A 25,051-nucleotide genomic window follows, 5' to 3' on the forward strand; every position below is an offset into this window, starting at 1 on the left:
TAAATAAATACATCCATGAGCACAACATATAACAATAACCTACCAGCCCTTACTAACGAGGGAGGACTTTCAGCGTATTTGGAACAAATTAAAAAGTTCCCTATGCTTGCAGCTGAAGAGGAATATATGTTGGCAAAAAACTGGAAAACAACTGGAAATGTTAAAGCAGCAGAAAAATTAGTTACAAGCCATTTAAGATTAGTTGCTAAAATTGCAATGGGATACAAAGGATACGGTCTACCTGTAAATGAAATGATATCTGAGGGAAATGTAGGTCTTATGCAAGCAGTAAAAAAATTTGAGCCAGAAAAAGGTTTTAGACTTGCGACTTATGCAATGTGGTGGATTAAAGCCTCTATCCAAGAGTACATATTAAGATCATGGAGTTTAGTAAAAATTGGGACAACTACAGCGCAAAAAAAGCTATTTTTTAATTTAAAAAAAATTAAAAATCAAATTGCACCTCAAACTGAAGGTGATTTAAGAAACGAACACGTAAATGAAATAGCTAACAAGCTAGATGTAAGCAAAGAAGAGGTTGTTTCAATGAATAGAAGACTCTCTGGTAAAGAGTTTTCTTTAAATGCTCAAGTTGGTGAAGATGGAGATGAATGGCAAGACTGGTTGGTGGATAAAGAATTAGACCATGATTTAAAATTTGCACATCAAGAGGAAATGGAACAGAGAAAAGATTTATTAAAAAATTCAATTAAAGTATTAAATGATAGAGAAAGAGAAATTTTGTACTCAAGAAGACTTAATGATGATCCTACAACATTAGAGGATTTAAGTAAAAAATACAAAATTAGTAGAGAAAGAGTTCGTCAAATAGAAAATAAGGCATTTGAAAAACTACAAAAACATATGCTTCTTTTAGCAAAATCTAAAAATCTATTACCAGTTAATTAAATATCAAAAGGATTTTCTACTAAGATAGTATCATCTCGTTCTGGACTAGTAGAGACACTTGATACTTTTGCCCCAATAAAATCTTCTACAGCATATATATAATTTTTTGCGTTTTCTGGTAATGCATCCATATTTTTTATTCCATTTGTTGAAGTTTTCCATCCTGGAAATGTTCTATAAACTGGTTTTATTTTTAACTGATCTTCAACTGCAGCAGGTAAATAATCTATTTTTTTTCCATCGAGTTCATACTCAACACACATTTTAATTTCATCCAATTCGTCAAGAACATCCAGTTTTGTTAGTGCTATCCCGTCAATACCAGAAATTTTTATCGTTTGTCTAACAAGTACCCCGTCGAACCATCCACATCTTCTTTTTCTACTAGTTACAGTCCCAAATTCTTTTCCACGTGTTCCTAATAATTCTCCAATATCATCAGTTAATTCTGTTGGAAAAGGACCTTCACCAACTCTAGTTGTGTAAGCTTTTGCAATTCCTAAAACGTAATTTATTGAGTTAGGTCCACATCCTGTTCCTGTTGCAGCACTTGAAGCAACTGTATTTGAAGATGTAACATACGGATAAGTCCCATGATCTACATCAAGTAAAATTCCTTGAGCTCCTTCAAATAAAATTTTCTTTTTTTGTTTTTTAAATTCATCAATTTTAAGCCATACTGGTTGTGAATATTGTAATATTTCAGGTGCGATTTTAAGTAAATCAGATTTTAATTGAGCTTTTTCAAAAATTTTTTTTCCTAAACCTTTTCTAATAGCATTATGATGGATTAGCACTGACTCTAGTCTTTGATCTAAATTGTTTTCCGATCTTAAATCCATAACTCTAATAGATCTTCTGCCTACTTTATCTTCATAAGCTGGGCCAATTCCTCTTCTAGTAGTTCCTATCTTACCTTTACCTGCAGCATCTTCTCTAATCTCATCCATTTCTCTATGGAATGGTAAAATCAAATTTGCAGCTTCAGAGATTATAAAATTATCAGTCGAAACGTTAATGCCTTTTGATTTTATTTCATCTATTTCCTCAAGTAATGCCCAAGGATCAACTACAACTCCATTTCCAATAATTGAAACTTTATCTTTTCTCACTATACCTGATGGTAATAATCTCAACTTGTAAGTCACTCCATCAATAACCAAGGTATGACCTGCATTATGACCACCCTGGAATCTAATTACCACATCGGCTTGTTCAGAGAGCCAGTCAACAATTTTTCCTTTTCCCTCATCTCCCCATTGAGAACCAACTACAACTATATTTTTCATTATCTAAATTTTCTGTTTAAACTAATTGAATTAATGTGGTTAATTGGACCATGTCCTTTTCCATATCTTGGGTTTGTTTTTATGGAAGAATTTACATACTTAATTCCAAGCTCACAAGATTTCTTTATCGGTTTTCCACATGATAAAAAAGTAGTTATTGCGCTAGATAAGGTGCATCCTGTGCCATGAGTGTTTTTAGTCTTATATCTTAGACTATTAAAAATTTTAATTTCAAACTTATTTACTAATATGTCATGAACAAATTTATGTTTTAAGTGTCCTCCTTTAATTAAAACATTTTTAGCACCTGACTCTATCAGTTTATTTGCTGCAAAAATCATATCTTCTTTTGTATTAATTTTTATTTTTGTTAAAATTTCTGCCTCTGGAATATTTGGGGTAATCAAAAATACTTTTTTAATTAATTTTGACTTAAGTGATTTAATTGCTTTTTCATCTATTAGCTTGGTGCCACCTTTTGCTACCATCACAGGGTCAAGCACAATTTTTTTTACCTGCATATTTTTAATAGATCTAACAACAGCATCTATTACTTTCGTCGAATGCAGCATCCCAATTTTAATTGCATCAGGCTTTATATCTCTTGAGCTAAAATTTATCTGATTTGATATTTCCTTAGGCTCAATAGCAACTATTGATTTTACACCTGTGGTATTTTGAGCTGTGACTGCTGTAATTGCAGTCATTGCATAAGATCCTAGTGCAGTTACTGTTTTTATATCTGCTTGTATGCCTGCTCCTCCTGACGAATCAGAGCCTGCTATAATTAATACCTTAGATTTTGTTTTCAATTTACTTAATTTTTCTTGAGATTAAATCTACACATTTTTTTAAGAGTTCTTTATTTTCGCTTTCACCCATCACTCTTATTTTAGACTCTGTACCTGATTTTCTAACCACTATTCGTCCCTGACCTTTTATCAATTTTTCTGCAATTTTTATAGATTTTTTTGTATCTGGATGATTTATTATATTTTTATTTTTAACTTCTATATTTTCTAAAATTTGTGGTGTTTTTTTAAATTTATTAAAATAAATACTGGCTTTTTTTCCTTTTCTAATTGTAAACAATGCTTCTAACGCAACAAGTAGCCCATCCCCTGTTGTTGCAAACTTTCCTAAAATAATATGACCAGATTGCTCACCACCCAAATTAAAGTTTTTTTTTTTCATTTTTTCTTTGACGTATCTATCGCCTACATTTGCTCTAATAAATCTTATTTTTTCAGACTTAAAAAATTTTTCTAATCCATAATTTGACATTAAGGTTCCAACTACGCCACCTTTTAACATTTTTTTTGATTTCCATCTTGTAGCTAAAGCTGCAATTATTTGATCACCATCAATAATATTTCCTTTTTCATCACACATAATAATTCTATCAGCGTCACCATCTAAAGAAATTCCCAAATGTGCTTTATTTTTTATTACAGCAGATTTTATTTTGTTGGGATAAGTTGAGCCACATCTTTTATTTATGTTAAGTCCATTTGGTTTTACACCAATTGTAATAACTTTTGCACCTAATGAATTTAATAATTCTGGACCAGCTTTATATCCTGCACCATTTGCACAATCAATTACAATTCTTAAACCCTTTAAATTAAAATCTTTAGTAAAATTTTTTTTTAAAATTTTTAAATAATCTTTTGTTCCAGTTTCTAATCTTTTTACTCTTCCTAATTTTTTAGGTTGAGACAAATGAATTGATACTTTTTTATCAATCAAGTTCTCTATTTTTTTTTCAATTTTGTCAGACAATTTCATACCATCAGGACCAAATAGTTTTAATCCATTATCTTGATGTGGATTATGTGAAGCAGTGATCATAATTCCCATATTTGCCCTCATTGATTTTGTCAACATAGCTAAGCCATTTGTCGGTAAAGGTCCTAGCGTATAAACATGCATACCTGCGGATGTTAAACCTGAAACAAGCGCAGGCTCTAAAGTGTAGCCAGAAAGTCTAGTATCTTTGGCAATTATTGCTGTTTGTTTAATTTTTTTTTGTGACCTAAAGTAAGTTCCTGACGCTAAGCCAAATTTAAAAAACATATCACCGTTAATATTTTTACTATTAACTCGACCCCTAATTCCATCAGTTCCAAAATATTTTTTTGACATTAGTTATTTAATAACTCTTTAAAGACTTTTACTCCTTGAATCAATTCGTTTACATCATGAATTCTTAAAATTTGTACTCCTTGCATCATCAAGTATATAGAAGAAGCAACTGTTCCACCTATTCTTTTCTTAGAGTCATTATTTTTTGCAACTTCTTTAATAAATCTTTTTCTTGAATTTCCCACAAGTATAGGAAAGCCCAAGGAGTGGAAAATAGAAATTTTACTTATTAAATTCATATTATGTTTCAGATTTTTTCCAAAACCTATGCCCGGGTCTAATATTATATCGCTATGTTTTATGCCAATAGATCTTAAAGTTTTGATTTTCTTCTCAAAAAAATCATAAATTTCTAATAATTCATTTTTGTAAGTGGGCTTAATTTGCATGTTTTCTGGGGTACCTTTTGAGTGTTGAATTACAAAAGGAATTTGATATTTTTTGAGAATATCTAATGTTTTTTTATCGTAATTTAATCCGGATACATCATTTATAATTTTAACACCAAGTTTAATACCTTTTTCCATTATCTCTGATTTTCTAGTATCTAATGATACAGGAACTTTTTTGCAGACTAATCTAAGTATTCTATAAATTCTATTCCATTCATTTTTTGGATTTACAGTTTTAGATCCTGGTCTTGTTGATTCACCTCCAACATCAATTAAATTAGCTCCCGCACTAGTCATTTCAAGTGCATGTTTTATGCCTTTGCTTGTTTTATTAAATCTTCCACCATCTGAAAAACTATCTGGTGTAAGATTTAATACCCCCATAATGTTTGGTAATTTTTGAAAATTTAAATTTGAAAAATTTTTATTTTTTAATGTAATTTTATTAAGATCAAAAATAATTTGTTTTTGCAGTTTTTTAGATAATTTTTTTAAATCTTTAATAAAGATTTTTTTCTTTGATTTTCTGGTTATTATTTCTATATGGTCAAATGATATTTCTTGTAGACCATTTAAAGGAAGTGTTTTTTTTTTACTTAATAATATTTTTGACTCTTTGCCATAGTAGAAATTACACGCTCTTGTGTAATATCTTCTCATCTACTTTTAATGAACTATTTTTGGTTTCAAGCCCATCGCACCTAGGGCTGAATTTTGATCATCATTTTCCTCAGGTTTCTCAATTATCTTATCTTTTGGATATAAATTTTTACTGATTATATTTTCAATTTCTTCACCTGTTAATGTTTCATATGTCATTAGCGCTTTGGCTATCTTGTGTAAATCATCTATTTTTTCAGTTAATATTTTCTTTGCTTGATTATAACCTTCGTCAATTAGTTTTCTTATTTCTTTGTCTATTTTCTGAGAAGTCTCCTCTGAAACTGATTGTGTTTGAGTAACAGATCTACCTAAGAAGACTTCCTCTTGATTTTCACCATATTCTACAGGTCCCATTACCTCACTCATACCATACTTTGTTACCATTGCTCTAGCAAGTTGAGTTGCTTGATTTATATCTGATCCACTTCCTCCACCAGCTCCTGTGGATATGTCATCTTTTCCATAAATTATTTCCTCAGCAACTCTGCCACCAAAACAAACTGCCATCCTAGCTTTTAAATACTTAATTGAATATCCATGCTTGTCTCTTTCTGGTAAATTCATAACCATACCAAGTGCTCTTCCTCTTGGAATAATAGTAGCTTTGTGAATTGGGTCATAACTAGGCATATTAAAAGATACTAAAGCATGGCCACCTTCATGATATGCTGTAAGTTTTTTTTCATCTTCAGTCATTACCATTGAACGTCTTTCAGCACCCATCATTACTTTATCTTTGGCTTCTTCAAATTCTGTTAAAGTCACAATTCTTTTATTTTTTCTTGCTGCTAATAAAGCTGCCTCATTAACTAAATTTGCAAGATCAGCTCCTGAAAATCCCGGCGTACCTCTGGCTATAGTTCTTAAATTTACATCTGGAGCCATTTTGATTTTTTTAACATGAACTTTTAAAATTTTTTCTCTTCCAATTATATCTGGATTAGAAACAACTACTTGTCTATCAAATCTACCTGGTCTTAATAGAGCTGGATCAAGAACGTCCGGTCGGTTAGTTGCAGCTATTATAATTACACCTTCATTAGTATCAAAACCATCCATTTCAACTAACAATTGGTTAAGTGTTTGTTCTCTTTCATCATTTCCACCACCTAAACCAGCACCTCTACTTCTTCCCACTGCATCAATTTCATCAATAAATATTATGCATGGTGAATTTTTTTTACCTTGTTCAAACATATCTCTTACTCTTGATGCCCCAACACCAACAAACATTTCTACAAAGTCTGACCCAGATATTGTGAAAAAAGGTACACCCGCCTCCCCAGCAATTGCTCGAGCTAATAATGTTTTACCAGTTCCTGGAGGTCCAACTAATAATGCACCTCTAGGTATCTTTCCACCTAGTCTACTAAATTTTTTTGGATCTTTTAAAAATTCAACTATTTCTTCAACTTCTTCTTTTGCTTCTTCAACTCCTGCAACATCATTAAAAGTAACTTTCCCCTTAAGTTCATTCATCATTTTGGCTTTTGATTTTCCAAAACCCATAGCGCCACCTTTTCCACCTTGCATTTGTCTCATAAAGAATATCCATACAGCGATTAGTAACAGCATTGGAAACCATGAGAGTAAGACACCAAACAATGATGGCATTTTTTCTTCCAAAGGTGCAGCTGAAATGCTCACGCCCTTATCAGATAATTTTTCAATTAAATTTGGATCATTAGGAGAGTACGTAGAAAACGAGTTTCCATTTGAGTAAACTCCTTTTATATTATTACCCTGAATTTCAACCTTTAAAACTTCACCATTTTCTACTGATGTTAAAAATTCTGAAAATATGATTTGGTTTCCACCTCTAATATTTGATTGGGGATTTTTGAACATATTGTATAGACCAATTGTTAAAAAAACAATGATGCCCCACATGGCTAGATTTTTTAAATTCATGTGTATAAGATAAGAATTATTATAAGTTTAACAAGTGACAAAATATCATTAAATAATTGTATTTTACGTCTCTTTTGACACAATTATAGTATCATTTACTTTTTTAATTACACAACCGCCTAATGTTAATTTAAATGAAGATTTTGCTTTTATACTCTGTAAAATTTTATCTATTTTTTTTCCTCTGACTGGATAGTATTTTTTCCCAATAATTTTTAATATTTCAGTAAATGATCTAAATACAACTTCATCCGAGTGTGAAAAAAAATTTTTTTTTAAAATAAGTTTATCTTTAGTTGACAAAATAGTTATGTTTTTTTCTAAATTTTCTTCTACATAATGTTTTATATTTTCATTGGCTAATTTCAAATTTCTAATTGTTAAAAAAAGTTTATTTTTATCTAATCCCTCTAACCCTAATTGATTTATAAAATTTCTTACTTTAACTCTTTTAAATTTATCATTTTCATTTGATGGATCATTCACATATGATCCGAAAACATACTTACTTAAATAAACTAAATCATTTTTATTAATTTCTAATAAAGGTCTTATTAAATTGACTGTATCTCTTTGCGTTTCTCTATCTAATGAAACTAATCCGTTAAGACCACTTCCTCTTAAAATTCTAATAAAAAAATTTTCAAATAAATCATCTAAATGATGACCTAATAAAATATTTTTTATTCTAAATTTATTAGCCTTTTTAATTAATAATTTATATCTTTTATCTCTAGAAATAGATTGGATATTTTTTTCTGGCTTAGATCCTTTCCAGGTTAAAATATTAAGATTAATATAAAAATTTTTTAGAAGTTTTTGAACACTTTTTGCTTCTATTGTCGAATTTATTCTAAGTCTATGATCAACAAGAAAATATTTTACATCTAAAGATTTTTTTAAAGAATAAATTTTTGTCAAAAATGAAAGTGCAAGACTATCTGGACCACCTGATACAGCCACTATTGCACTTTTTCTAACTTTAAGATTCTTTTCAAATTTTTTATAAATTCGAAGAGTGCGTTTATCCTTTAATTTGTCTAATAAAAACTTATGAGTCTTGTTTTGTACATTCAAATTTTTTTGACTCATACTTTGCTTTTTGAATTACAGATTGATTTGCATTAGGGTATTGTAATTCAACACCATTAATCATTTTACAACCTTGATCTTTTTCTCCTATCTGAACCATTGATACACCAAGTTTTAATAAATTTATAGGAGCCTTATTACCTTTTGGATATTTTTGATAACCCTCTAGGTAAGCTGATGCAGCATCAGTATAAAGTTGTCTTATTCTAAATGTTTCTGCATACCAATATTGAGCACTTCCTGCTAATTCATGTTCTCTGTTTGATAAAACAAATTCTCTAAATGCCCTTTCTGCGGTGCTATAGTCTCCAACTTTTAAGAAACTAGTAGCAAACTCATATTGTTTTTTAGGTGATAAATCTTGTGGAAGTATTTTTTCCTCTGCTTGAAAAGTTTCAGTTATAACTGTTGCTGTTGTATCTACAGATTGGATCTGCTGAGATGTTTCAGAAGTTTCTGTATCTTTATATGATATTGATCCAAGGTCTTGAGGTTGAGAAGTGCCTGGTAATATTTGGTTAGACTCTATTTTGGGTTTTGATGTCATCTTTGTTGTTGCTCCAGTGTTCATTGATGTCTCAATATCTTGAAATCTTATTTGATTGTCAGCCTGAATTTTAGACAACCTATTGGATAATTTATCTAATTTAAAATTTATTTCCTCAAATTTATTTGTCAGTTGTCTAAATTGATCTTCTACTTCTGATAATTTTAATAAATGTCTTGTAAGAACATCTTCAGAATTAGCATCCAATTCAACATTAGAATTTTCTTTATTTGTAGTTTTTATCTCAATTGAACCTGAGTAAACTGCTCTTTCAAGAGTTTTAAGATCATTCTGTATATTTTCTAATGTTTCATAAATATTATGATTATCTGCAAAAGAAATTTTAGTAGAAATTAAGCTTAGTATAAAAAATATATTTAGAATTATTATTTTTAATGAAAACCTCATGACAAAATTAGTTTATGATTATAAAAATGGCAAAAAAAAGACCCTAAAACTTTTAGCTTTAGGGTCTTTAAATTAATTTTGTTAATTTGCTTTAACAGTTACTGATCTTCTGTTTTTTGACCAAGCTAATGGACTTGAACCACCATCCACTGGTCTTTCTTTACCATAACTAAGAACTGATATTCTGTCTGAAGAAATTCCATAAGTCATTAGGTAATCCTTAGCTGAATTTGCTCTTCTTTCTCCTAAAGCTAAGTTATACTCTCTAGTACCCCTTTCATCAGCGTGTCCTTCTAATACTATATTGATGCTAGAATTTTTTCTTAACCAAGCCGCTTGAGCTCTTAAAGTTTCTCTTGAGGCAGTAGTTAATATTGACTCGTTTGTTGCAAAGAAAACTCTATCAGGAACACCATCAGCTAAATATTCAACTGTATCTGTTCCAGTATAAACATCACTTTGCATTTGTCCTTGGATGTCTGTTGAAGTAGTTACTTCTTTTTTTGTTGCACAAGCTGATAAGACCAGGCATGCCGCTAATAACAATAGTGTGTTTTTAAAAATTTTGCTTAATATCATTAAATTGCTCCTTGCTGCTAATTTCAATAAACTATTTTTTCACAACTAATTAGAGGTTTCAAGTCTAAAAATCAAGATATTTCAATTAATTAACAAACTAATTACTCAATAAAGATGACCATGATGGGTCCGACGCATCAGTTGGGGTAGTCACTAAACGCTCATTATATCCTGTTAAATCAATAGACCAGAGTTTAGCAGAAAAACCTTCGCCTTTTGCGTTAGTCTTTGTTTCTCTATAAAAAATCAAGACTCTGCCATTAGGCGACCAAGACGGGGCTTCTTGATAATAATTTTCAGTTAATAGTCTTTCTCCAGTTCCATCAGTTCTCATAACACCAATATAAAATTTTCCATTATGTAACTTTGTGAAAGCAATTAGATCTCCTCTTGGAGACCAAACTGGTGTTCCATAAATCCCATTACCAAATGAAATTCTCTTAACATCACTACCATCATTTTTCATAATATAAATTTGTTGGTATCCACTTCTATCAGAATTAAATGCAATGAATTTTCCATTTGGAGAATAAGATGGAGATGTGTCAATTGAAGGATGATTTGTAATTCGTTCAACTATTCTATTTTCCAAGTCCATTGTAAAAATATCTGACTTACCATCTTTTGCAAAACTCATTATTATTTTTTTACCATCTGGAGAAAATCTTGGAGCAAATGTCATCCCTGGAAAATCTCCAACTACCTCTTGGGTCCCTGTCTCAATATCTAAAAGATATACTCTAGGTAAATTTTTAAAGTATGACAAATATGTAACCATCTGACTAGTGGGATTAAATCTTGGAGTTAATACAAGTTCATTTCCAAGTGTCAAAAACTTATTATTAGCTCCATCTTGATCCATTATTGCTAATTTTTTTTTTCTTTGTGTTTTTGGACCCTCTTCAGCAACATAAATTATTCTAGTATCAAAATATCCTTTTTCCCCTGTTAGTCTTTCATAAATTTTATCTGATATTATATGTCCAACTCTTCTCCAGTTATTAGGAACTGTAGTGAATGCAAGTGCCATCATTTCTTTACCTGCAAGTACGTCCCATAATCTAAATTCAACTCTTAATTTTTCATCAATATATGCTACTTTGCCAGTGATCAACGCTTGAGCTTTAATTAAATTCCAATCTTCAAATCTTGGTTTTAAATTTGCTATATCTGGTGCTTGTAAAAATGCATCTTTGTTTAACGGATTAAAGAGTCCAGATGTTCTTAAATTATTTTCAACAATAATTGAAATCTCAGATCCAATATTTTCTTTATCAAGAATTTTTTCAAAGCTTTTTTTAGAATTTTCATCAATAGATAACGGTGAGACTGCTAATGGTAATGGGTTTAAATTTCCTCTTGTAATATCAACTTCAATTAAAGCAAATGCCTTAATTGGAATTATTAAAAATAAACATATAAAAATTAATTTTTTTTTCATTTACTTATCTTAACCTTCTAACATCTCTCTTGCATCAAAATTTAATTGTAATTCTTTCCATCTTTCATATCCTGTATTCGGAACTCTTAACGGCTGACACAATTTAACTGCTCTTAAAGCACTTTCTGCTAAAACTTTATAGAACCCTTGACCAGGTTTATTCATTCTAGCATGATCTAATATTTCAGTTTTTGCAACCGATCCATCTGGCTCCAATTTTAATTTAATTCTAACTAATAAATCCTCATTGTAAGGCAAACCTAGTGGGACACTCCAACAACCAAAAATTTGTGCCTTTAAAGCATCTTCCTCACTTAAAGTTAGTTTATTAGACTCAATATTTCTATCTTGATCTTGTGTAATATCATTATTTTTCTTTATATTATCTGTTTCCTCAATTTTAGATTTATCAATTAAAGCTGCTATGTTGCTTGGATCAAATAAATCTTTTTTTTCGAACTCTGATACTTGTTTTACTTCATTATCTACCTTTTCAGGATTTTGTCTGGTTTCTTTTTTTTTTTCTATTTTCTTAACTGTTTTATCCGGTAGAGGGATTGCCTCTGGTTTTTGGTTGTCAATTTTTTCTTTTTGGTTATCTAACGAAACAACAGTTTTAGTTTTTGATTTTTTAACTTTTTTTGGAGGGGCTTGTTCAGATACTAATTTTTTTTCTTTTTCTTTTAACTTCTTTTTCTTTTTTTTTTCAATTATTTTTTTTGCTTTAGGTGCAAAAGGAATATTTGTCTTTTCTGCAATTTGTATTAGTTCAACTGAGACTACTGGAGGAATATCAATTGGTTTTTTTGCTAAAAAAGGGAGACTCATTGCTGTAATAAAAATTAGAGCGCCATGTAAAACAGAAGATATAATTAAACTTCTATTCACTTTAAATTACCTTTGTTTTAATGGTTCAGAAATCAATGCAACTTTTGTAAAGCCGGAGCCTGATAACAATCCCATTATTTCAAGGACTCTGCCATAATTTATAGTTTTATCTCCTCGAACATAAATTCTTGTATCTGTTCTATTTTTTGAGACTGCTAATACTTTTGCAATTATATTGTCAAATTCAACTTTTGCTTCTTGAATGAAAATCTCTCCTTTTGAATTAATAGATAGAGTAAGTGGTTCTGCTTCCTCTGGAAGAGAGTCAGCTGAACTTTCTGGTAAATCAACTTGTACTCCAACGGTTAATAATGGAGCTGTAACCATAAAAATAATTAAAAGAACTAACATTACATCAACAAAAGGGGTTACGTTGATTTCGCTAATTGGTTCTTTTGATAAACGATTAAGTTTAAAAGCCATTTAGATAATTGTTAAAAATTTTTTAGAGAAGTTTTCTAGTTTTTGAGAATATTTTTGAGAATCTGTATTGAATTTATTATAAGCTACGACAGCTGGAATGGCAGCTAACAATCCAAGAGCTGTAGCAAATAAAGCTTCTGCAATACCTGGTGCAACAATAGCTAAACTAGTATTTCTTGAAATTGCTATTGACTGAAACGAATTCATTATTCCCCAGACTGTTCCAAATAAACCTATAAAGGGTGCAGTTGAACCTACCGTTGCCAAAAAAGTAAACCCTTTATCAATTTTTGTCATCTGTTTTTCAACTCCAGTCTCTAACATTGCAGTCATTCTCTCACTTAAATTTGTTTTAGATTTCTTTTTTAATAATCCTTCCATAGCACTTTGAAAAACTAGAGCCATTGGATCCTCAACTTTTGTTGGTAAACTGTTATAAAAATTTTCAGCAGATTTTGAGTTCCAAAATTTTTCTTCAAATTCCTCTGATGATTTATTTATTTTTTTAAATAATCTAAACTTTTCAATAATTACTGCCCAAGAATATATTGAACATAGAATTAAAATTATAATTACTGATTTTACTACTATATCCGCTCGTAAAAAAAGGCTTAGCAAAGAAAAATCAGTATTAGTTCCTAATCCAACTGCTTGAGATGCGATATCAGCTTCCATATTTACTCATCACACTTAAATGTGTCATGATTTTGACTTTTATTTTTGATTAATCATCTAGTTTATAAGTTTCATAATAAAAACTAGCTAAAAGAATAGCATCTGCTTTATTTGAGTCTTTTTTTCTTGATAATTGTGATGAAAAATATGGAAAAACTTCAATTGCTCTTGTTCTGCTCGCGTCTTTTTCTGAATTTATAAGGTTAAAATATTTTTTCCATTTTGCTGGTCTTACAAAATACATTGGCAATTGCATTGCTGAACATATTCCTTTTAAAATTCCAAATGATTGACCAAAATTAAACATACTGGTCACCCCTTGACCTGGCATTGCGGATACTTGTTCAATTACCACTTTTATATCTTTTTTATCAATCTTTTTAATTCTATAGGAAATTTCATTGAAAATTTGAGAACCATTCACTTGTTTTTTATTTTTCTTACCCTCTATCATTGTAGGCATTTCCACAACATCAATTATTTTTCCATCCTGAAAAAAACAAATCGATCCTGAAATACCTGGGTCAATTCCAATAACTAACATTAGATATTACCGAGTTGAACATTTGAATAAACATTTTGAACATCATCATCATCCTCAATAGTTTCTAAAAATTCAATTACATCCTCTCTTCTATCATTTGTAACATTAACACTATTTAATGGAACCCACTCAATCTCTGTTGAAATAAAATTTGCAACTATCTTTTCTAATTTTTTTTTAACATTATAAATTTCACTTACGGGACATTGAATTTCATGAAATTCATCATTTGAAATGCATTCATCTGCACCCGACTCTATAGCTAGCTCAAAAATATTTTCATCGGAAATTTCATTTCTATCAATTTTGATAATACCTAATTGATTAAAATTATGAGAAGCGGATCCTTGGGTTCCTAAACTTCCACCACTTTTTTGAAATATAGTTCTAATATTTGAGGCAGTTCTATTTTTATTGTCAGTTAAAGTTTCAACTATAACTGCTATTTTATCAGGACCAAAACCCTCATATCTCAAATTTTCAAAATTTACTCCCGATGCAGCAGCAGATTTATCTATTGCTCTTTCTATATTATCTTTTGGCATATTAGCAGATCTTGCTGCTTGAATTGCTGACCTTAACCTTGGATTCATTACAGGATCTTTATCTCCTAGTTTTGCTGCTACAGTAATTTCTTTTGATAATTTTGAAAATATTTTTGAACGTTGTTTGTCAGCTTTTCCTTTTTTATGTTTTATACCAGCCCAATGAGAATGTCCTGCCATTTTTTTAAGTATTTTTTAGTTGAGCTCCATTAATGTAACTTTCGATATTTTTAGCTAAACCAGTTTGTATATCACATTCAACAATTACACCACACAAAGTAGCCTCTCCAGTGGCTGGAAAATGTTTTGTTGAATTTTTTTTTAAAAATCTATTTAATGAATTTTCTTTATTCATTCCAATTACAGAGTTGTAATCACCACACATTCCTGCATCTGTTTGATATCCAGTGCCATTCTGTAAAATTCTTGCATCATTAGTTGGAATATGAGTATGTGTTCCAACTACTAACGAAGCTTTGCCGTCAAAAAACTGACCGATTGCATTTTTTTCACTTGTTATTTCTCCATGAAAATCAACAACTAGAAAATCATAATCCTCTTTTAATTTAAATTGCTTCATAAATTTGTCTGAAATTTCAAAAACATCCTCACATTTTTTCATGAAAACATTTCCCATTAAATTTAATACTCCAATTTTGATGTTTTCATTTGTTTCATATATATTAAAACCTTTTCCAGGTGCTGGTTCAAAAAGATTTTTTGGACGTAATAACCTATCCTCTTTATCTATAAATTCCATTATCTCTTTTTGATCCCATACATGATTTCCAGTCGTAATAACATTTACACCACAATTAAAAAAATCATTGCATATCTCTTTTGTCAAACCTACGCCTTCTATTGCGGCATTTTCAGCATTAACAATTACAAAATCAATTTTTTTTGTCTCAATTTCATTTAATAGACAATTCATTAATTTTGAACACCCAGATACTCCAACCACATCTCCTAAAAATAAAATTTTCATTGTAAAATTTCTTTTTCTGTAATTATAAAATCTAATTTTTTATCAAATTTATTTGTAGGTATTTTTTTTATTTTTTGATACGAAAAAGCTAACCCAATTTTAATAACTTTTTTTACTTTTTCAATTTTTTCAATATAACGATCATAGAAACCTCCACCATAACCTAATCTATTTAATTCATTATCAAAAGAGACTAGTGGAACTAATAAAATATCAGGGACGATAATCTTTGATGAGATAGGTTCAGGTATTCCAAATTTATTTATTTTTAATGGATCATTTCTTGACCATTGTAAAAAATTCATTTGATTATTTTTTTTTATAACTGGTAATGAAATATGAAATTTTTTTTTTTCCATCATTTCTAAAATTTTTAAGTCATCAATTTCAAAATTTGACGTAAAATATCCACCTATATTTTTAGACTTTAATTTATTTATTTTTAAAAAGTAAAAAAATTTATTTAAGTTAATTTCAAGCTTCTTATTAGAGTTTTTTTTTCTAATTTTTAAAATTTTACTTCTTAACTTAAATTTATTCACAAAATTTATTGAGATTTATTATCTTGTTTAGCCTTTTCAACAAAACTTGATATTTCATCTGCGGCTTCATCAATCAATTGTTCATATTTTTTTTGATTCACTTCAATCTCATCATTGAATTTTTGATGACTATTTTTTAATTCTTGAATTTCTTCTTCTTTCTTATCTCTGTAATCATATATTAAAGACTTTAATTCTTTAAATTTGTTTGAGAGGTCTTTAAATTCGTTTTTTTTTTGATCTACATTTTTTTTGGTTTCATAATATTCATCCATAATCTTTACAGCAGTGATTAAAAGTAATTTATTTTCTCCCAAATTACCTAGGTCGTTTTTCAAATTATTAAATTTTTGATTTATATGGATTAATAACTCTTCAAGATGTTCTTCTTGACCGTCCTCACAAGACAATAAAAACTCTTTATTGTTAAATTTAATACTTACATTTGCCATTTGTCTATTTCATCTAATAAAGTATCTGTTTCTTGATTTAATTCATCAATTTTTTCAGAAAATTCAGCCTGTTTTTTCTGTTCTTTTTTTTCTTGATTTTGAATTTCTTCTAGTTTTTTTGTTAAACTTTCATGTTCTTCTATTAAAATTTTATATTTTTGTTCTAATTCAGATTTTTCAATTTCTAATTGATTTTTTTGAATACTTAAATTTTCAATATTATTTTGTAAATCAGGATTACTTAGATCTAAATTTTTTAGTTCTAATAAGGCTTCATTTAATTTTTTTTCTTTTTCGATTATAGAATTCATATATATATGTTTATATTATTAAATAGAATCTTCTTAGTCTAGTCAGGATAATTTTGAATAAACTACACAATGATTTAGCAAATTGCATTAGATTTCTATCAATAGATGCAGTGCAAAAAGCAAATTCGGGTCATCCAGGTATGCCAATGGGCATGGCAGATGTAGCAACTGTTCTTTTTAAAAATTTTTTAAGATTTAATCCAAAAAACCCTAATTGGCTTAATAGAGATAGATTTGTTCTGTCTGCAGGTCATGGATCTATGTTACTTTACTCTTTGCTTTATTTGACTGGTTATAAAAGTGTTACACTTAATAGTATAAAAAAATTTAGAAAACTTAACTCAATTTGTGCTGGACACCCAGAGTATCATCCAAATACTGGCATTGAAACTACAACAGGACCACTTGGTCAAGGCATCGCAAATGCTGTTGGATTTTCAATTGCAGAGGAAATTTTAAAAAGAAAATTAGGTAAAGAGATTATAGACCACAAAACCTATGTTCTTGCTGGAGACGGTTGTTTAATGGAGGGTATAAGTCATGAGGCAATGAGTTTAGCTGGACATTTAAAGCTAAAAAATTTAGTTATGCTTTTTGATAACAATTCAATATCTATTGATGGACCAACTAGTTTGGCTGTGTCAGATAACTTTAAGAAGAGGTTTGAAAGCTATGGGTGGGATTATATTCTAATTGATGGTCATAACGAAAAACAAATATTCAAAGCTTTAAAGAAAGTTCAAAAAGCAAAAAAACCAACTATTATTTCTTGTAAAACTAAAATTGGTTATGGCTCTCCAAATAAATCGGGTAAATCCTCATCTCATGGTAGCCCATTAGGTTTAGATGAAATAAAGTTAGTAAGAAATGCTCTAAACTGGAATTACAAGCCTTTTGAAATTCCAAATAAAGTTTTAAACGAATGGAAAAAAATCGGTAAGAAAGGTCAGAAACTTGAGAATAATTGGAACAAAATATATAAAAAGAAAAAAGTATTAATAAACAAACTGCTAAAAAATAATTTTTCAAACATTTTAAAATCAGAAAAACTCAGCGCAATTAATGAATTGAGTAGTTTAGCAACAAGAAAATCATCTGAACTAACTTTAAATAAATTAACTAGTGTAAAAAATAATTTAATTGGAGGTTCTGCTGATTTGGCTGGATCAAACAATACTAAAACAAAGTATCATAAAATTATAAAACCTGGTGATTTTAATAGTGATTACATTCACTATGGTGTGAGAGAGCATGCTATGTGTGGAATAATGAATGGGCTAGCTTTACATAGTAATTTTATTCCTTATGGTGGAACTTTTCTGATATTTTCAGATTATTGTAAGCCCTCAATAAGATTATCAGCATTAATGGAGCAAAGAGTTATATATGTAATGACACACGACTCAATTGGCCTTGGTGAAGATGGTCCAACTCATCAACCCATAGAACAATTATCAGGTTTACGTTCTATTCCAAATCTAAATGTTTTCAGACCTGCAGATAGAATGGAAACTATTGAATGTTGGGAGCATGCATTAAATACTCCAAAAACACCAAGCATCTTATCTTTAACTAGACAAAATCTAGATCCAATAAGAAAAAAATACTCAAAAACCAATAAATGTTCTTTTGGAGCTTATGAAGTTTTAAGAACAAACAAAAAAATTCATTTAACTATACTTGCAAGTGGATCTGAGGTTAATTTAGCAATTGAAACTAGTCATAAATTGGCCAAAGAAAAGATATACTCAAAGGTGATATCAATGCCATGCCAGGATCTTTTTGACTTACAGTCTAATTCATACAAACAAAAAATAATTAATGAAACAAAAATGAAAATTTCTATTGAAGCTGCATCAACAGATAGTTGGAAAAAATATATTGGAAATAATGGTTTGGCTTTTGGAATTGATACTTTTGGTAAAAGTGCTCCATATAAAGAAATTTATAAACATTTTGGTTTAACAGCAACAAATATTGCTAATAAATCAAAAAAAATTTTAAGAATAAAAAAATGACAATAAATGTTGGTATCAATGGAATGGGTAGAATTGGCCGAATGGTTATCAGGGCAATTATTGAAAGCAAAAATAAAAATATAAAGATAAGACACATTAATAATAGATCTAATTTGGAGGCAAGCTGTACTCTAATTAAATATGACTCAGTCCACGGTAAGTTTAATGCAAACCTAAATTATAATGAAAATCATTTGATTATAAATAATGATAAAATCTCTTTTTCACAAGAATCAAAAATTGAAGATATAAATTGGAAAAAATTTGGTGTTGATTACGTTTTTGAGTGCACTGGAAAATTTAATTCAAAAGAAAAACTATTAGCACACATTAATAATGGTGCAAAAAAGGTTATTGTATCTGCTCCTTGTAAAAATGCTGATAAAACAATTGTTTTTGGTGTAAATGAAGAAGAGCTTACAATAAAAGATCAAATAATTTCTGCTGCTTCTTGTACAACAAACTGTTTGGCACCTGTTGCAAATGTCCTTCACAAAAATTTTGAAATAGAAAAAGGTTTTATGACCACAATTCACGCTTTTACAAGTGATCAAAGAATTTTAGATAATTCTCATAAAGATCCTAGAAGAGCAAGATCAGCAAGTCAATCAATTGTTCCAACATCTACTGGGGCATCAAAGGCAATTGGAGAAATAATTCCATCATTAAAAGGCAAACTAGAGGGTATAGCTATGCGGGTTCCAACTCCAAATGTATCTCTTATTGAATTAGTTTTTTGTACAAAAAAAGATATTAATAAAGAAAAAATTAATAATGCATTTAGAGAAGTTTCAAAAACTCAGTCTAAAAAAATATTAGAGATAACTTCTGAAAAACTCGTGTCTATTGATTTTAATCATAATTCATCATCAGCAATTATTGACTCATCACTTACTAGCGTTGTAGGTAAAAATATGGGAAAAATTTCTGCCTGGTATGATAATGAGTGGGGATTTTCAAATAGAATGTGTGATATAGCTGAGTATGTCAATAAGATCTCTTAATGAAAAGCATAAAAGAAGAAGTAAATCTCGAAAATAAAAAAATATTATTAAGATTAGATTTAAATGTTCCTATAGTTGACAATAAAATTATGGACACTACAAGAATAGATAAAATTTTACCTACTTTAAGATTTTTAATTGATCAAAATACTAAAATCATAATTATTTCTCATGTAGGAAGACCAAAAGGTAAAATTGTTAACGAGCTATCACTTAAACTAATATGTGAAGAATTGAGTAAAAAATCAAATCAAAATGTAAAGCTTATTTCAAAAAATGTTAAAGAAATCAATTCAAAAGAGTTATTTAATAATAATGATGAAAGAATAATGATGTTAGAAAATATAAGATTTTATTCTGAGGAAGAAAAAAACGATGAACAGTTTGCAAAACATCTTGCAACCTTAGCTGACATCTATGTAAATGACGCTTTTTCATGTTCTCATAGATCTCACGCTTCAATTGATGAGATCACTAATTTTTTACCTTCTTATTCTGGCTTACAGTTTGATCAAGAAGTTAATGCTTTAAAAAAAATCACTTCTGAAATTAAAAAACCTATCACATGTATAATTGGAGGCTCAAAAGTCTCAACTAAAATTAATATAATTAAAAATTTAATACCAAAATTTGATAATATTATAATTGTTGGTGGAATGGCTAATAATATTATTAAATTTATGGGAAATAATATTGGAAAATCTTTACATGAAGAAGGCTCAGATAAAATTATCGAAGAAATTTTATTACTTTCAGAAAAAACAAACTGTAAAATAATATACCCAAAGGACGTCCTTGTAGGAAAGAATTTAGACGGAAATCCACAAATAAAAGAATTAAATGAAATTTTATCAGATGACATGATTTTAGATATTGGCCCAAAAACGATTAAAATTATTAATAATATAATTGATGAAAGTAAAACCATTTTATGGAATGGGCCTGCTGGGTATTTTGAAAACCCAAAGTTTGCTAATGGTAGTATTAAAATTGCAAAAAAAATGATTGAAAATAATAAATCTAATAATATTTATTCAGTTGCTGGAGGAGGAGATACAGTTTCATTGATAAATAGCTTAAATGCAATAAATAATTTTAACTTTGTTTCAACTGCTGGTGGAGCCTTCTTAGAATATCTTGAAGGTAAAAAACTTCCTGGTATAAAAGCTTTAAAATAATATGTCAGATCTTAATACAATCGCTTTAAAAATTCTTTCAAACGGTAAAGGTATACTTGCTGCAGATGAAAGTAATGGAACTATGACAAAAAGACTTGAGGCAGTTAACATTCAATCATCACCAGAAAATAGACTTCTTTTTAGAGAAACACTTTTTGCTTCTGAAAGTATGTCAAAATGTATTGGTGGAGTTATTTTATTTGATGAGACAATAAATCAAACATCAAATTATGGAAAAACAATTCCAACTATGATCTCAGAAATAGGAGCAGTCCCAGGAATTAAAGTAGACACTGGAGCAAAAGATTTAGCAAATTCATTAGATGAAAAAATTACAGAGGGCTTAGATGGGCTAAGAGAAAGATTAAAAAGATATTACGAGCTTGGGGCAAGATTCACAAAATGGAGAGGGGTATATAGTATTGGAGAAAAATACCCAAGCAAAATTGCTATCAATTCAAATGCACATGCATTAGCAAGATATTCTGCTTTAGCTCAAGAAAGTGGGATGGTACCAATTGTAGAACCAGAAGTATTAATGGATGGTGAGCATTCAGCAGATGACTGTTTAATAAAAACTTCTGAAGTAATTAAAAAATGCTTTGAAGAACTTATAATTCATAAAATTGATTTAACAGGAGTAATTTTAAAACCAAACATGATCCTGGCAGGAAATAAATCAAAAAATAAAATTTCCAATGAAGAGGTTGCCTCTAAAACACTCGAATGTTTAAAAAATTCTGTTCCGAATGAGGTCCCTGGAATTGCTTTCTTATCTGGTGGTCAATCGGAGGTAGAAGCAACTGAAAATTTAAATTTAATTAATAAAAATAATGATACTAATTTTATAATGACTTATTCGTATGGAAGAGCTCTTCAACAAAGTGCTCTAAAATTTTGGTCGAAAGATATAAAAGATATTAAAGGAACCCAAATTATTTTTAATCATAGAGCAAAAATGAATACTTTAGCTGCTCAAGGAAAATGGACTAACGAGCTTGAGAATAAATAAAAAAAAATTTATTTATCTTATTTCCCCAAACAAAATTTACCCTAAATTTTATCATGATTTAAATAAAGTCTTTGAAACCGGCAAGATTAGTCTATTTCAATTAAGATTTAAAAGATATTCACTTAAACAAAAAATTGCAATTGGAAAAAAAATTCACCCAATATGTAAAAAAAATAAGGTAAAATTTTTAGTAAATGATGACCCAACACTTTCAAAAAAAATTAATGCTGATGGATGTCACATTGGTCAACAAGATATGAGTATAGTAGAAGCAAGAAAAATAATTGGAAATAAAATTATAGGGGTTACTTGTCATAACTCAATTAATTTAGCAAAAGCTGCTATTAAAAGAAAAGCAGATTATATTGCCTTTGGTTCTTTCTTCTCTACTAAAACAAAAAAAGTAAAATATAAAGCAACAACCAAAATTGTAGACAAAGTAAAAAAGTTAACCAAAATACCAATAGTGGCCATTGGGGGAATTAATATAAGTAATTATAAAAAACTGTTATTGAACAATGTTAATTTATTGGCTATTTCAGGCTACGTTTGGAATAATAAAAAATATAAACCCTATAAAACTATAGAAAAAATTAAATGAAAATAAATGCTGGAGAAATAAGAGTAGGAATGCTCTTAGAATACAAAAATGATTTATGGTTAGTGCTAAAAACTCAACATGTAAAACCTGGTAAGGGTGGAGCATTTGCTCAAGTAGAAATGAAAAGTGTGGGTAAAAACACAAAATTAAATGAAAGATTTAGATCTAGCGAAACAGTTGAAAAAGCATCGCTTGAAGAAACAAATTATAATTATTTATATGATGATGAGGTCAATTATATTTTTATGGATCCAAAAACATTTGAACAAATTGAAATTAAAAAAGATATAATTGGTGAAAAAGGAGAGTTATTGACTGAAAATCTTGAGGTCAAAGTAAACTTTCATAATGAAAGTCCAATTTCAGTTGAACTTCCTAATCAGGTAAAATGTAAAATTGAAACTACAGATGCTGCTCTTAGGGGACAAACTGTTTCTTCATCCTACAAGCCTGCTACACTTGATAATGGCATGAATATTCAAGTACCACCATTTATAGATTCTGGAGATGAAGTAATTGTTGATACAAGAACCCTTGAATACATAAAAAAAATATAATTCAATGTTATCTATCTCTGCAAATCTCAACATAATGATTAAGGCTGCTGAAAAAGCATCTAAATCAATAATAAGAGATTTTGGAGAAATTGAAAAGTTGCAAGTATCTAAAAAAGGACCACATGATTTCGTGACTAAAACAGATAAACATGTTGAAAAAATATTAATTGAAGAATTGTCAAAAACAAAAAAGAATTATTCTTTTTTGACTGAAGAAACTGGTATTATTAAAAATAAAGATAATGAAAATACTTGGATAATTGATCCAATTGATGGAACAACTAATTTTCTTCACGGCATACCTCACTTTGCAATTTCTATTGCACTTATGTCAAAAGATGAATTATTAAGTGGTTTAATTTTTGATCCAATTAAGGATGAAATGTTTTTTGCCGAAAAAAATAATGGTGCTTTTTTAAATAATCAAAGATTAAGAGTTTCAAAAAAAAATTCTTTAGATGAATGTTTGTTTTCAAGTAATAATGAAGGTGTAAAATTTAGCAATTTAAATATGAGATGTAGTGGGTCTGCTTCATTAGATTTAGCTTATGTGGCTGCAGGTAGACTTGATGGATACTTTCAGAATAAGATTAATATATGGGATGTGGCCGCAGGAATATTGATGATAACTGAGGCAGGTGGAATAGTGAATGATATTCATAAATTTGAAGTAAATAATATTGATATTAGGGCTTCAAGTGCTGCAATAAATGATAAAATGTTGGAAAATTTAGTTAACTTTTAATTGTGTTATAAAATTCTTTTGCTATAAGTCTCGGTATGAAAAAAGACATACATCCAAACTACCACACAATTAAAGTCGAAATGACTGACGGAACTCAATTTGAAACAAAATCAACTTGGGGTGCTGAAGGTGATTTGCTTAAATTAGAAATCGATCCAAAATCACATTCTGCGTGGACAGGTGGAAAACAAAAGCTAATGGATAAAGGCAGAATAAGTAAATTTAACAAAAAATTTCAAAATTTTAAATCAGATAAAAAAAATTAAATGTCAAATGCACCTTTGATGCCAATGGCTACAGCTGTTTGGTTAGTTGAAAATACAACACTTACTTTTAAACAAATTGCAAATTTTTGTAACCTACATGAAGTTGAAGTTCAAGGAATAGCAGACGGTGAAGTTGCAAAGGGAATTAAAGCTTATAACCCAATAATTTCAGGTCAACTCACTAGAGAAGAAATTGAATTATCATCAAATGATGAAAATAGAGATCTTCAAATCAAAAGCACAGATATTGAAATATCCAATATTGAGAAAAAAACTAAAAAATATATACCTCTCTCTAAGAGACAAGACAAGCCGGACTCTGCATTATGGTTAATCAGACAACATACCAAGCTAAAAGACTCTCAGATTGCAAAACTAATTGGTATAACAAAAAATTCGGTCACCTCTATAAGAAACAAAAGCTATTGGAACTATAATAATTTAAATCCAAAAGACCCTGTTGCTTTAAACTTATTTTCGCAGAAAGATCTGATAGAAGCACTAGAAAAAGCTGAGAGAAGAATTAAAAGAGAAAAAAAAGAAAAAGAAAAAGAAAAACAAGCTAAAGAAATTTCAAACATTGAATAAATTTAATAGACATCAAAATTTTATAGTGATAATTACTCACTTTAAAAAAATATATGAAAATAGAAGTTAAAGATAATAACATTGAACAAGCGCTTAGGGTTCTTAAAAGAAAGCTACAACGCGACGGTTTTTTTAAAGTAATAAAATTAAAAAATACTTATGAGAAACCATCTGAGAAGAAAAAAAGAATTCTTCAAGAAAATATAAAAAGAGTTAAGAAGTTAAATAAACTTAAAAATAGAATTTAAGTATACCGCGGGGTGGAGCAGTCTGGTAGCTCGTCAGGCTCATAACCTGAAGGTCGGCGGTTCAAATCCGTCCCCCGCAACCAATTCCAG

At 29.3% G+C, this 25,051-nt stretch carries 29 protein-coding genes and 1 tRNA gene; 12 read left to right on the forward strand and 18 right to left on the reverse strand.

Annotated features, from left to right (window positions below; genetic code table 11):
• The first annotated feature begins 15 nt into the window (after window positions 1-15).
• Window positions 16-909 carry an RNA polymerase sigma factor RpoH gene (rpoH, locus tag PB7211_RS07425; RefSeq protein WP_008545999.1) on the forward strand — a complete coding sequence of 298 codons (894 nt, stop codon included), beginning with the start codon at window positions 16-18 and terminating at the stop codon, window positions 907-909.
• Here rpoH and PB7211_RS07430 read toward each other — a convergent pair.
• The 18 genes from PB7211_RS07430 to PB7211_RS07515 all read right to left on the reverse strand — a co-directional run bounded on the left by PB7211_RS07430 (window position 906) and on the right by PB7211_RS07515 (window position 16,744).
• The gene (locus PB7211_RS07430) at window positions 906-2,198 is read right to left on the reverse strand and encodes an adenylosuccinate synthase (RefSeq protein WP_008544093.1); all 1,293 of its coding nucleotides are present in this window, start codon (window positions 2,196-2,198) and stop codon (window positions 906-908) included. The genes rpoH and PB7211_RS07430 overlap by 4 nt on opposite strands.
• Window positions 2,198-3,010: a bifunctional hydroxymethylpyrimidine kinase/phosphomethylpyrimidine kinase gene (gene thiD, locus PB7211_RS07435; protein WP_008544482.1), complete on the reverse strand. Its 813-nt coding sequence runs from the start codon at window positions 3,008-3,010 to the stop codon at window positions 2,198-2,200. The genes PB7211_RS07430 and thiD overlap by 1 nt, the downstream gene beginning before the upstream one ends.
• A 1-nt stretch (window position 3,011) precedes the next feature.
• Window positions 3,012-4,343 (reverse strand): phosphoglucosamine mutase, encoded by a 1,332-nt coding sequence (gene glmM, locus PB7211_RS07440; protein ID WP_008544904.1) that lies wholly within the window; start codon window positions 4,341-4,343, stop codon window positions 3,012-3,014.
• Window positions 4,343-5,395 carry a dihydropteroate synthase gene (gene folP / locus PB7211_RS07445; RefSeq protein WP_008544103.1) on the reverse strand — a complete coding sequence of 351 codons (1,053 nt, stop codon included), beginning with the start codon at window positions 5,393-5,395 and terminating at the stop codon, window positions 4,343-4,345. The genes glmM and folP overlap by 1 nt, the downstream gene beginning before the upstream one ends.
• Before the next feature lie 6 nt (window positions 5,396-5,401).
• A complete protein-coding gene (gene ftsH / locus PB7211_RS07450; protein WP_034399178.1) occupies window positions 5,402-7,309 on the reverse strand; it encodes an ATP-dependent zinc metalloprotease FtsH in 1,908 nt (635 codons plus the stop codon).
• Window positions 7,310-7,372: 63 nt separating this feature from the next.
• The gene (gene tilS / locus PB7211_RS07455; protein ID WP_034399179.1) at window positions 7,373-8,401 is read right to left on the reverse strand and encodes a tRNA lysidine(34) synthetase TilS; all 1,029 of its coding nucleotides are present in this window, start codon (window positions 8,399-8,401) and stop codon (window positions 7,373-7,375) included.
• Window positions 8,361-9,356 carry a tol-pal system protein YbgF gene (gene ybgF / locus PB7211_RS07460; RefSeq protein ID WP_008545943.1) on the reverse strand — a complete coding sequence of 332 codons (996 nt, stop codon included), beginning with the start codon at window positions 9,354-9,356 and terminating at the stop codon, window positions 8,361-8,363. The genes tilS and ybgF overlap by 41 nt, the downstream gene beginning before the upstream one ends.
• An 81-nt stretch (window positions 9,357-9,437) precedes the next feature.
• Window positions 9,438-9,935: a peptidoglycan-associated lipoprotein Pal gene (gene pal, locus PB7211_RS07465; protein ID WP_008544851.1), complete on the reverse strand. Its 498-nt coding sequence runs from the start codon at window positions 9,933-9,935 to the stop codon at window positions 9,438-9,440.
• Between the two features lie 97 nt (window positions 9,936-10,032).
• Window positions 10,033-11,376, reverse strand: coding sequence for a Tol-Pal system beta propeller repeat protein TolB (gene tolB, locus PB7211_RS07470; RefSeq protein WP_008544791.1), 1,344 nt, complete (start codon window positions 11,374-11,376; stop codon window positions 10,033-10,035).
• Between the two features lie 9 nt (window positions 11,377-11,385).
• On the reverse strand, window positions 11,386-12,264 hold the full coding sequence (locus PB7211_RS07475; RefSeq protein ID WP_008545240.1) for a hypothetical protein: 879 nt from the start codon (window positions 12,262-12,264) through the stop codon (window positions 11,386-11,388).
• Between the two features lie 6 nt (window positions 12,265-12,270).
• Window positions 12,271-12,687: a protein TolR gene (gene tolR, locus PB7211_RS07480; protein ID WP_029454221.1), complete on the reverse strand. Its 417-nt coding sequence runs from the start codon at window positions 12,685-12,687 to the stop codon at window positions 12,271-12,273.
• Window positions 12,688-13,362: a protein TolQ gene (gene tolQ, locus PB7211_RS07485; protein ID WP_008544712.1), complete on the reverse strand. Its 675-nt coding sequence runs from the start codon at window positions 13,360-13,362 to the stop codon at window positions 12,688-12,690.
• A 49-nt stretch (window positions 13,363-13,411) separates the two neighbouring features.
• Window positions 13,412-13,906 (reverse strand): hypothetical protein, encoded by a 495-nt coding sequence (locus PB7211_RS07490; protein ID WP_008544305.1) that lies wholly within the window; start codon window positions 13,904-13,906, stop codon window positions 13,412-13,414.
• On the reverse strand, window positions 13,906-14,631 hold the full coding sequence (locus PB7211_RS07495; RefSeq protein WP_008544897.1) for a YebC/PmpR family DNA-binding transcriptional regulator: 726 nt from the start codon (window positions 14,629-14,631) through the stop codon (window positions 13,906-13,908). The genes PB7211_RS07490 and PB7211_RS07495 overlap by 1 nt, the downstream gene beginning before the upstream one ends.
• A gap of 4 nt (window positions 14,632-14,635) precedes the next feature.
• Window positions 14,636-15,439 carry a TIGR00282 family metallophosphoesterase gene (locus PB7211_RS07500; RefSeq protein ID WP_008544443.1) on the reverse strand — a complete coding sequence of 268 codons (804 nt, stop codon included), beginning with the start codon at window positions 15,437-15,439 and terminating at the stop codon, window positions 14,636-14,638.
• Window positions 15,436-15,981 carry a 5-formyltetrahydrofolate cyclo-ligase gene (locus PB7211_RS07505; RefSeq protein ID WP_008544902.1) on the reverse strand — a complete coding sequence of 182 codons (546 nt, stop codon included), beginning with the start codon at window positions 15,979-15,981 and terminating at the stop codon, window positions 15,436-15,438. Before PB7211_RS07505 ends, PB7211_RS07500 begins: the two co-directional genes overlap by 4 nt.
• A 5-nt stretch (window positions 15,982-15,986) precedes the next feature.
• A complete protein-coding gene (locus PB7211_RS07510; protein WP_008544559.1) occupies window positions 15,987-16,433 on the reverse strand; it encodes a cell division protein ZapA in 447 nt (148 codons plus the stop codon).
• Window positions 16,421-16,744 (reverse strand): hypothetical protein, encoded by a 324-nt coding sequence (locus tag PB7211_RS07515; protein ID WP_008544666.1) that lies wholly within the window; start codon window positions 16,742-16,744, stop codon window positions 16,421-16,423. Before PB7211_RS07515 ends, PB7211_RS07510 begins: the two co-directional genes overlap by 13 nt.
• Before the next feature lie 53 nt (window positions 16,745-16,797).
• On the opposite strand from PB7211_RS07515, the gene tkt reads away from it, so the two are divergent.
• The 11 genes from tkt to PB7211_RS07570 all read left to right on the forward strand — a co-directional run bounded on the left by tkt (window position 16,798) and on the right by PB7211_RS07570 (window position 25,044).
• Window positions 16,798-18,762: a transketolase gene (tkt, locus tag PB7211_RS07520; RefSeq protein WP_008544239.1), complete on the forward strand. Its 1,965-nt coding sequence runs from the start codon at window positions 16,798-16,800 to the stop codon at window positions 18,760-18,762.
• A complete protein-coding gene (gap, locus tag PB7211_RS07525; protein WP_008545853.1) occupies window positions 18,759-19,766 on the forward strand; it encodes a type I glyceraldehyde-3-phosphate dehydrogenase in 1,008 nt (335 codons plus the stop codon). Before tkt ends, gap begins: the two co-directional genes overlap by 4 nt.
• A complete protein-coding gene (locus tag PB7211_RS07530; protein WP_008544439.1) occupies window positions 19,766-20,944 on the forward strand; it encodes a phosphoglycerate kinase in 1,179 nt (392 codons plus the stop codon). The genes gap and PB7211_RS07530 overlap by 1 nt, the downstream gene beginning before the upstream one ends.
• 1 nt (window position 20,945) lies before the next feature.
• Window positions 20,946-21,956, forward strand: coding sequence for a class I fructose-bisphosphate aldolase (locus PB7211_RS07535; RefSeq protein ID WP_008544395.1), 1,011 nt, complete (start codon window positions 20,946-20,948; stop codon window positions 21,954-21,956).
• On the forward strand, window positions 21,943-22,557 hold the full coding sequence (thiE, locus tag PB7211_RS07540) for a thiamine phosphate synthase (protein ID WP_008545629.1): 615 nt from the start codon (window positions 21,943-21,945) through the stop codon (window positions 22,555-22,557). The genes PB7211_RS07535 and thiE overlap by 14 nt, the downstream gene beginning before the upstream one ends.
• Entirely contained in the window at window positions 22,554-23,114 is a 561-nt protein-coding gene (gene efp, locus PB7211_RS07545) for an elongation factor P (protein ID WP_008544823.1), read from the forward strand. Before thiE ends, efp begins: the two co-directional genes overlap by 4 nt.
• A gap of 4 nt (window positions 23,115-23,118) precedes the next feature.
• Window positions 23,119-23,859 (forward strand): inositol monophosphatase family protein, encoded by a 741-nt coding sequence (locus tag PB7211_RS07550; RefSeq protein ID WP_034399181.1) that lies wholly within the window; start codon window positions 23,119-23,121, stop codon window positions 23,857-23,859.
• A gap of 35 nt (window positions 23,860-23,894) precedes the next feature.
• Window positions 23,895-24,125 (forward strand): 50S ribosomal protein L31, encoded by a 231-nt coding sequence (gene rpmE / locus PB7211_RS07555; protein WP_029455604.1) that lies wholly within the window; start codon window positions 23,895-23,897, stop codon window positions 24,123-24,125.
• Window positions 24,126-24,713 carry a DUF1013 domain-containing protein gene (locus PB7211_RS07560; protein WP_008545712.1) on the forward strand — a complete coding sequence of 196 codons (588 nt, stop codon included), beginning with the start codon at window positions 24,126-24,128 and terminating at the stop codon, window positions 24,711-24,713.
• Window positions 24,714-24,766: 53 nt separating this feature from the next.
• The gene (gene rpsU, locus PB7211_RS07565; RefSeq protein WP_008544401.1) at window positions 24,767-24,961 is read left to right on the forward strand and encodes a 30S ribosomal protein S21; all 195 of its coding nucleotides are present in this window, start codon (window positions 24,767-24,769) and stop codon (window positions 24,959-24,961) included.
• Window positions 24,962-24,967: 6 nt separating this feature from the next.
• A tRNA-Met gene (locus tag PB7211_RS07570) sits at window positions 24,968-25,044 on the forward strand.
• Window positions 25,045-25,051 lie beyond the last annotated feature (7 nt).

This window comes from Candidatus Pelagibacter sp. HTCC7211 (assembly GCF_000155895.1).
Lineage (GTDB): Bacteria > Pseudomonadota > Alphaproteobacteria > Pelagibacterales > Pelagibacteraceae > Pelagibacter.

Bases quoted from the DNA above. Each gene is read 5' to 3' on its own strand.
- tolB (WP_008544791.1), bottom strand. From the start codon at position 11,376: ATGAAAAAAAAATTAATTTTTATATGTTTATTTTTAATAATTCCAATT.
- gap (WP_008545853.1), top strand. From the start codon at position 18,759: ATGACAATAAATGTTGGTATCAATGGAATGGGTAGAATTGGCCGAATG.
- tolQ (WP_008544712.1), bottom strand. From the start codon at position 13,362: ATGGAAGCTGATATCGCATCTCAAGCAGTTGGATTAGGAACTAATACT.
- PB7211_RS07500 (WP_008544443.1), bottom strand. From the start codon at position 15,439: ATGAAAATTTTATTTTTAGGAGATGTGGTTGGAGTATCTGGGTGTTCA.
- rpmE (WP_029455604.1), top strand. From the start codon at position 23,895: ATGAAAAAAGACATACATCCAAACTACCACACAATTAAAGTCGAAATG.
- glmM (WP_008544904.1), bottom strand. From the start codon at position 4,343: ATGTCAAAAAAATATTTTGGAACTGATGGAATTAGGGGTCGAGTTAAT.
- PB7211_RS07430 (WP_008544093.1), bottom strand. From the start codon at position 2,198: ATGAAAAATATAGTTGTAGTTGGTTCTCAATGGGGAGATGAGGGAAAA.
- pal (WP_008544851.1), bottom strand. From the start codon at position 9,935: ATGATATTAAGCAAAATTTTTAAAAACACACTATTGTTATTAGCGGCA.
- PB7211_RS07530 (WP_008544439.1), top strand. From the start codon at position 19,766: ATGAAAAGCATAAAAGAAGAAGTAAATCTCGAAAATAAAAAAATATTA.
- PB7211_RS07560 (WP_008545712.1), top strand. From the start codon at position 24,126: ATGTCAAATGCACCTTTGATGCCAATGGCTACAGCTGTTTGGTTAGTT.
- efp (WP_008544823.1), top strand. From the start codon at position 22,554: ATGAAAATAAATGCTGGAGAAATAAGAGTAGGAATGCTCTTAGAATAC.
- PB7211_RS07535 (WP_008544395.1), top strand. From the start codon at position 20,946: ATGTCAGATCTTAATACAATCGCTTTAAAAATTCTTTCAAACGGTAAA.
- tolR (WP_029454221.1), bottom strand. From the start codon at position 12,687: ATGGCTTTTAAACTTAATCGTTTATCAAAAGAACCAATTAGCGAAATC.
- PB7211_RS07550 (WP_034399181.1), top strand. From the start codon at position 23,119: ATGTTATCTATCTCTGCAAATCTCAACATAATGATTAAGGCTGCTGAA.
- rpsU (WP_008544401.1), top strand. From the start codon at position 24,767: ATGAAAATAGAAGTTAAAGATAATAACATTGAACAAGCGCTTAGGGTT.
- tilS (WP_034399179.1), bottom strand. From the start codon at position 8,401: ATGAGTCAAAAAAATTTGAATGTACAAAACAAGACTCATAAGTTTTTA.
- PB7211_RS07490 (WP_008544305.1), bottom strand. From the start codon at position 13,906: ATGTTAGTTATTGGAATTGACCCAGGTATTTCAGGATCGATTTGTTTT.
- rpoH (WP_008545999.1), top strand. From the start codon at position 16: ATGAGCACAACATATAACAATAACCTACCAGCCCTTACTAACGAGGGA.
- PB7211_RS07510 (WP_008544559.1), bottom strand. From the start codon at position 16,433: ATGGCAAATGTAAGTATTAAATTTAACAATAAAGAGTTTTTATTGTCT.
- PB7211_RS07515 (WP_008544666.1), bottom strand. From the start codon at position 16,744: ATGAATTCTATAATCGAAAAAGAAAAAAAATTAAATGAAGCCTTATTA.
- ftsH (WP_034399178.1), bottom strand. From the start codon at position 7,309: ATGAATTTAAAAAATCTAGCCATGTGGGGCATCATTGTTTTTTTAACA.
- ybgF (WP_008545943.1), bottom strand. From the start codon at position 9,356: ATGAGGTTTTCATTAAAAATAATAATTCTAAATATATTTTTTATACTA.
- PB7211_RS07495 (WP_008544897.1), bottom strand. From the start codon at position 14,631: ATGGCAGGACATTCTCATTGGGCTGGTATAAAACATAAAAAAGGAAAA.
- folP (WP_008544103.1), bottom strand. From the start codon at position 5,395: ATGAGAAGATATTACACAAGAGCGTGTAATTTCTACTATGGCAAAGAG.